Annotated in this window: 7 protein-coding genes; 2 read left to right on the top strand and 5 right to left on the bottom strand. The window is 54.2% G+C overall.

Annotated features, from left to right (window positions below):
* On the bottom strand, nucleotides 1-635 hold a 635-nt coding region (locus CAGGBEG34_RS05775; RefSeq protein ID WP_238984995.1), incomplete at its 3' end, for a tetratricopeptide repeat protein.
* Nucleotides 636-653: 18 nt separating this feature from the next.
* Here CAGGBEG34_RS05775 and dksA point away from each other — a divergent pair.
* Nucleotides 654-1,073, top strand: a complete 420-nt coding sequence (dksA, locus tag CAGGBEG34_RS05770) for an RNA polymerase-binding protein DksA (RefSeq protein ID WP_006682858.1) — start codon at nucleotides 654-656, stop codon at nucleotides 1,071-1,073.
* Nucleotides 1,074-1,088: 15 nt separating this feature from the next.
* On the opposite strand, the gene glyA is transcribed toward dksA, so the two are convergent.
* From glyA to CAGGBEG34_RS05750, 4 genes are all read right to left on the bottom strand, one after another.
* A complete protein-coding gene (gene glyA, locus CAGGBEG34_RS05765; protein WP_006682857.1) occupies nucleotides 1,089-2,336 on the bottom strand; it encodes a serine hydroxymethyltransferase in 1,248 nt (415 codons plus the stop codon).
* A 13-nt stretch (nucleotides 2,337-2,349) separates the two neighbouring features.
* Complete coding sequence (tcuC, locus tag CAGGBEG34_RS05760) at nucleotides 2,350-3,651, bottom strand: MFS transporter (protein WP_006682856.1); 1,302 nt, start codon at nucleotides 3,649-3,651, stop codon at nucleotides 2,350-2,352.
* 318 nt (nucleotides 3,652-3,969) lie between these two features.
* Nucleotides 3,970-5,259, bottom strand: coding sequence for a dicarboxylate/amino acid:cation symporter (locus tag CAGGBEG34_RS05755; protein ID WP_006682855.1), 1,290 nt, complete (start codon nucleotides 5,257-5,259; stop codon nucleotides 3,970-3,972).
* Nucleotides 5,260-5,392: 133 nt separating this feature from the next.
* Nucleotides 5,393-5,605: a siphovirus Gp157 family protein gene (locus CAGGBEG34_RS05750; RefSeq protein ID WP_050009335.1), complete on the bottom strand. Its 213-nt coding sequence runs from the start codon at nucleotides 5,603-5,605 to the stop codon at nucleotides 5,393-5,395.
* Between the two features lie 122 nt (nucleotides 5,606-5,727).
* Between CAGGBEG34_RS05750 and CAGGBEG34_RS05745 the strand changes: the two genes are divergently transcribed.
* Complete coding sequence (locus CAGGBEG34_RS05745; RefSeq protein WP_006682854.1) at nucleotides 5,728-6,156, top strand: transcriptional regulator; 429 nt, start codon at nucleotides 5,728-5,730, stop codon at nucleotides 6,154-6,156.
* The last annotated feature ends 6 nt before the right edge of the window (nucleotides 6,157-6,162 follow it).

The following is a 6,162-nucleotide window of genomic DNA, read 5'->3' as shown; positions in this document are numbered from 1 at the left end:
GGCTTTGCCGCTTGCAGATACTGATGAAGATTTTCTTCCGCTGCATCCGGGCGGTTCTGTTCGATATGAATGCGCGCCAGTCCCATCAGCGGCGCTGGATCATTGGGGCTTTGAATATGCAGCGCCTGAAATTCTCGCAGTGCATCATCCAGTTGCCGGTTGGCAAGATAGATTTGCGCGAGCGCCAGGCGCGCCGCGCGTCCGGAATGCGGAGCGTCGCGGCACCAAACGCGCGCCGCGGCAAGGGCATCGGAAGGACTGCGCGCGTAAAGGGCAATTTCCGCTGCGCGCTGCGCCATGCGGGGGTCATGCGTTTCGCGCGCCAGCATCAGATAGGTTTGGTAAGCCGGCGCGAACAGATTGCGTTGCACCGCAATCTCGGCAGCCAGAACGCGAAATACGATCTGGCTGGTAAGCGCAAGCGGCGGCAAACTGTCGCGCTCTGTATCGTGATTCCCGCCCGACTCTGCTGAAACCTGTGCGCGATCTGGCTGCGCGACCGCGGCGCAGCCATTGACCCATAAGGCCAATATGAACGCTGCCGACGGCGGAACGACGCAGTACAAGCCACTGAAAAATGCTCTAATATGTCGAGCCAAAGAAGAACATGGACAGAAAGAGAAAGAACCAGACATTGCGAAGATGAGAGCCAAATGAACAAACAACGCTTGTTAACCGAAGACGAAATCCTGAAAATGGATGATAAAGAGTATATGAACAAGCGGCAGCTTGCCTTCTTCAAGCATCGCCTTGAACAGTTGCAGAATGAATTGCTCAACAATGCGGGCCAGACCGCTGAGCACTTGCGCGCAAACTCGATTGTGCCAGACCCGACAGACCGGGCCACGATAGAGGAAGAGCACGCGCTTGAGTTACGCACCCGCGACCGGGAACGCAAATTGCTGAAAAAAGTCCAGCAGGCGCTGGCGCGAATTGAATCCGGGGAATATGGCTGGTGCGAAGAAACGGGCGAGACAATCGGCATTGCGCGCCTTCTCGCGCGACCCACTGCGACGCTTTCGCTTGAAGCCCAGAAGCGGCGCGAGTTGCGTCAGAAACTGTTCGGCGATTGAGTCACTCTAAACGCTTTAACGGTACGCTGGGAAACGGCGCGTTAACTCCCCCACCTGTTCGCGCACCCGTTTAAGCGTGACCGAATCGTCAGGCGCATCCAGAATATCCGCAATCAGATGCGCAACGCGCTCGGTTTCAAAAGTTTTAAAGCCGCGCGTGGTGATGGCAGGCGAACCCAGACGGATGCCGCTGGTCACAAATGGACTTTCCGGGTCGTTTGGGATGGCGTTTTTGTTCACTGTAATCTGCGCAGCGCCTAGCGCAGCTTCAGCCGCTTTTCCAGTGATCTGCTTCGGGCGCAGATCAATCAGCATCAAATGGCTTTCCGTGCGTCCTGAGACCACGCGCAATCCCCGTTTGGCGAGCGTTTCCGCCAGAATGCGCGCGTTATCCAGCACCTGTTGCTGATAAGTCTTGAATTCAGGCGTGAGCGCTTCCTTGAATGCGACCGCCTTGGCTGCAATCACATGCATCAGCGGGCCGCCCTGAATTCCGGGAAAAATGGCCGAATTGATCGCTTTCTCGTATTTGGATTTCATTAGAATCACGCCGCCGCGCGGCCCGCGCAGACTTTTGTGCGTTGTTGTCGTGACAAAATCCGCGTGCGGCACAGGATTCGGATAGACGCCAGCGGCGATGAGTCCTGCATAATGCGCCATATCCACCATCAACAAGGCGCCCACCGACTGCGCGATGCGCGCCAGACGCTCAAAATCGATTCGTAGAGAAAAGGCCGATGCGCCGGCAATGATCAATTTTGGCGCGCGCTTTCTGGCAATTTGTTCAGCAGCCTCATAATCGAGGTCCTCTGCTTCATTCAGTCCATAAGGAACGATGTTGAACCATTTGCCCGACAGATTGACCGGGGAGCCATGCGTTAAATGTCCGCCATGCGCAAGGCTCATCCCCATGATTGTATCGCCGGGTTTGAGCATCGCGAAAAATACGCCCTGATTCGCTTGTGAACCGGAATGAGGCTGCACGTTTGCCGCCTCCGCGCCATAGAGCGCGCAAACGCGCTCTATCGCAAGTCGCTCAACCACATCGACGAACTCGCAGCCCCCATAATACCGTTTGCCGGGATAGCCTTCCGCGTATTTATTCGTGCATTGCGAACCCTGCGCCGCCATCACTGCAGGACTGGCGTAATTTTCCGAAGCAATCAACTCAATATGCGCTTCCTGCCGCCGTTCCTCCTGTTGAATCGCGCTCCATACTTCAGGATCGGCTTGCGTGATGGCGGATGGGTTTTTGTCAAACATAAGGCGTCGTTTTTCAGGTGAGCGTGGCAGCTTCTGCGTATTGCGCCGCTTGCCGGCTGCGTCTGAATAGTACGCACGTCGCAGCCAGGCCGCAAGCCGCCGCGCACGACATCCACAGGCCCGGCGCTGCCTTGTTGCCGCTGACGTGCACCAGCCAGGTCGCAATTGCAGGCGTAAAGCCGCCAAAAAGCGCGGTAGCCAGACTGTATGCCAGCGAAAAGCCTGTGGTTCGTATCTTGGCTGGCATGATTTCGGTCAGCGCAACAATCATCGCGCCGGTATAGCCGCCAAACAGGAAAGAGAACCAGAGCAGCACACTCAGCATGCGCGCGAAAGAAGGGGCGGCGACCAGCCAGGACATCGCTGGATAAGCCGTCAGTATGGCCAGAACTGTAAATGCGAGCAGGAGCGGGCGGCGACCGACCCGGTCCGACAGAGCGCCCATCACAGGCAGCCAGAACAGGTTTGAAGCGCCAACGCACAGGGTGACGATCAGCGAATCCAGGGAAGAAAGCTGCAAAACCTGTTTGCCAAAGGTTGGGGTATAGGCGGTAATGGTGTAAAACGTCACCGTCGTCATCATAATGAGCAATGTACTCGTCAGAATAAGACGCCAATTTTGGAAGATGGATGTCAGGATTTCGCCAATGCTTGGATGGTGTTTGTTAGCCTGAAAAGCCTCCGTTTCGCGCAATGAGCGGCGAATTACAAAAATGAACGGCACGATCAGACACCCAATCACAAATGGAATGCGCCACGCCCACGCGTCAATATCCAATGGAAATAATTGGTGTATCACCACGCCAATCAAAGCGGTAAACATCACCGCGACCTGTTGGCTGCCCGATTGCCAGGCGCAGTAAAACCCCTTGTTCCCCGGCGTTGCAATTTCGCTTAAATAGACGGATACATTTCCAAGCTCAGCGCCCGCAGAGAAACCCTGCAACAGGCGTCCGAGCAAGACAATACAGGGCGCAGCCAATCCAATCGCGGCATAGCCTGGGGTCACGGTAATCGACAGTATGCCAAGCGCCATCAGAGCAAGAGTCAGAATCAATCCTTTGCGGCGGCCATAACGGTCTGTATATGCGCCCAGCACAATGGCCCCAAGCGGGCGCATCAGAAAACCGGCGCCGAATACGGACAGTGACAGCATCAACGAGGTATATGCATCCTGAGTCGGAAAAAAAGTATGGGTAATCGCTGCAGCATAATAACCGTACAGAATAAAATCGTACATCTCAAGGAAATTACCGGTGACAACCTTGAAAATGCGACGAGTTTTCGATTCATCAGATGAAAGAGTAGTTGGCATAAATCCCTCCAATCCGGCAAGCGCAATTTCTTGCTTTCTTGCAATGGACGTTAGATGTTGATAACCTCTCTGTGAGAGGCGACTGCAGCATTTCAAAAAAATCCATTCTCTGGTAGGAGCTTGAGCTTAATGCTGAGTAAGAACGCTCTTTCTTAGAACCTGTTCACGATCTTTCTGCGCGCCCGTGGCCTGTGTCGGGAGGTCACAGGAATCCTCACATATATCCAATATGCTCCGGTTCCTGAGCTCCGTCCTTCCCTGTCTGACGGGCGCTCGTGGCAGATCGTAGTTAGGCGGGTGAGTCGCCATCTCACATCATCAAATCGGAACCGAATCGGTATCCAGCGCTACCGGTTGTGCGGTTTTGTCCAACGTCTGTTTCATCTGATTGCGATCCAGCTGCTTCTCCCAGGCCGAGATGACGATAGTGGCGACGCCATTGCCGATAAAATTGGAGATCGCGCGCCCATCGGCCATAAAACGGTCGATGCCAAGCAACAATACCATTCCGGAGAGGGGTACGGTCGGTACGACCGACAAGGTGGCGGCCAATGTGATAAAGCCCGCGCCCGCCACGCCGCTTGCGCCTTTGGAGGTGAGCATGGCCACTGCCAGGAGCGTCAGTTGCTGCATGAGCGTTAGATCAGTATTTGTCGCCTGTGCAATGAACAGCACGGCCATTGTCATATAGAGGTTCGTTCCGTCGAGATTGCATGAATACCCAGCAGGCACGACTAGGCCCACGACTGAACGCGAGCAGCCCAGGCGTTCCAGTTTGTTCATCAACGCAGGCAGCGCCGCTTCAGAGGAAGAGGTGCTGAACACAATCAGCAATTCATCCTTAATATGCGCGATAAAGCGAAGCAGGCTAAAGCCAGCGATACGGGCGACCCCGCCGAGTACGATGGTGATGAACAACAGTAAGCTCAGGTAAAAAACGCCGATCAGTTTGAGTTGTGGCAGAAGGGAGGCCAGACCGTAGTGGCCGATCGAAAAGGCGATTGCGCCAAATGCGCCTATCGGTGCGACTTTCGTAATGATGCGCATGATGCCGAAAAAGACGCGGGAGAGCGCATTGATCAGCGTGAACACCGGCTGGCCGCGTTCGCCTGCCAGGGAAAGCGCATATCCGAACAACACGGCAATCAGCAGGATTTGCAACATGTCCCCGCGCGTAAACGCGCTCACTAGCGTATCGGGAATGATGTGCAGTAAGAAACTAGAGATCGTCTGGCCTTGCGCTTTCTGTGCATAGGACGATACGATGTTCGCATCGAGCGTGGAAGGATCGACATTAAAGCTTGCGCCGGGCTTAAGCAGATGCGCCGCGCCGAGTCCAATCAGCAACGCAAGCGTTGAGATCGTCTCAAAATACAATAATGCCTTGCCGCTGACACGCCCTACCTGCTTCATATTCTGCATGCCCGCAATCCCTGAGACGACCGTACAGAACACCACCGGCCCAATCACCATTTTGATCAGCTTGATAAAGGCGTCTCCCAACGGTTTCATCTGCACCGCAAACTCTGGCGCAGCGGTGCCCAATGCGATGCCTGCTGCAATGGCGAAGAGCACCTGTATGTATAAAGGTTTGAGCCAGTTTTTCATGACTTCTCTTGAAAGGCAGTCATTGCGTGTTTTCACATAAAGGTATGGTGACTGAATCCGCAGCGATGGGTTTCTGACCAGCCGCGTGCCCGGTATATCCCTTCCGGTTTCCAGCGCTTCCTGGATGGCTTTTTTATCCGGCGGGGGGGTTCAGGCTGGCGCATGAATTGGGCTGGAATCTGCCGTGCGTCATCGATCTGCACGGCGGCGGGTGATTGCGAATCGCAATGTTGAAATACGGACATTCCACCTTCTGACGCCCCGCATGGCGCATGTTGTCGAACAGGTATTGCTTAATGCGCGTCACACGGTTCTCGATGGCTTTGCGGCGTTTAGCCATGTTCATTTTTTGAGCATGTTGAGAAAAGACCGGACATAGACCTAATCGGGATCATTGTAAACGATATGCGATAAATATCAATCATCTGGATGAACGCATCCGCGGATGGACACAGCAGAATTTTTGCTATGCCATCCGACCAAGCAAAAGCTGAATTTGCAGAAAGATTGAAATTTGCGCTCAGGCGAAGCTCAACGCTAGTGAAAGGCGCAACGGATTTGGCGCGGCTTTTCAACTTGCGGCATCACACCGCTTCGGATACGGATACCGGTATTTCAGTCCAGAGTACGCATAAATGGCTCACGGGTCGCTCGATTCCAAAGCCCGACAAAATTGAAACGCTTGCAACGTGGCTGGACGTGAGCGCGCATTGGCTGCATTACGGTTCCCCTCCTGCAGACCCATTCAAAAACCAGGATGAAGAGGACAAGCCACTCAAATATTCTCCGTCTCCAGAAGCGCTGACACTGGCGAAGAAGATTGACACATTGCCGGAGCATCAGAAATATTTGATTGCGGAATTAGTGACCCAGTTTTACGGAAAGAAACCGAAATAGCGCATT

The sequence above is a fragment of the Candidatus Glomeribacter gigasporarum BEG34 genome, from assembly GCF_000227585.1.
Lineage (GTDB): Bacteria > Pseudomonadota > Gammaproteobacteria > Burkholderiales > Burkholderiaceae > Glomeribacter > Glomeribacter gigasporarum_B.
The sequence above is the reverse complement of the archived record's forward strand: the minus strand, read 5'-3'. Positions and strand labels throughout refer to the sequence as shown.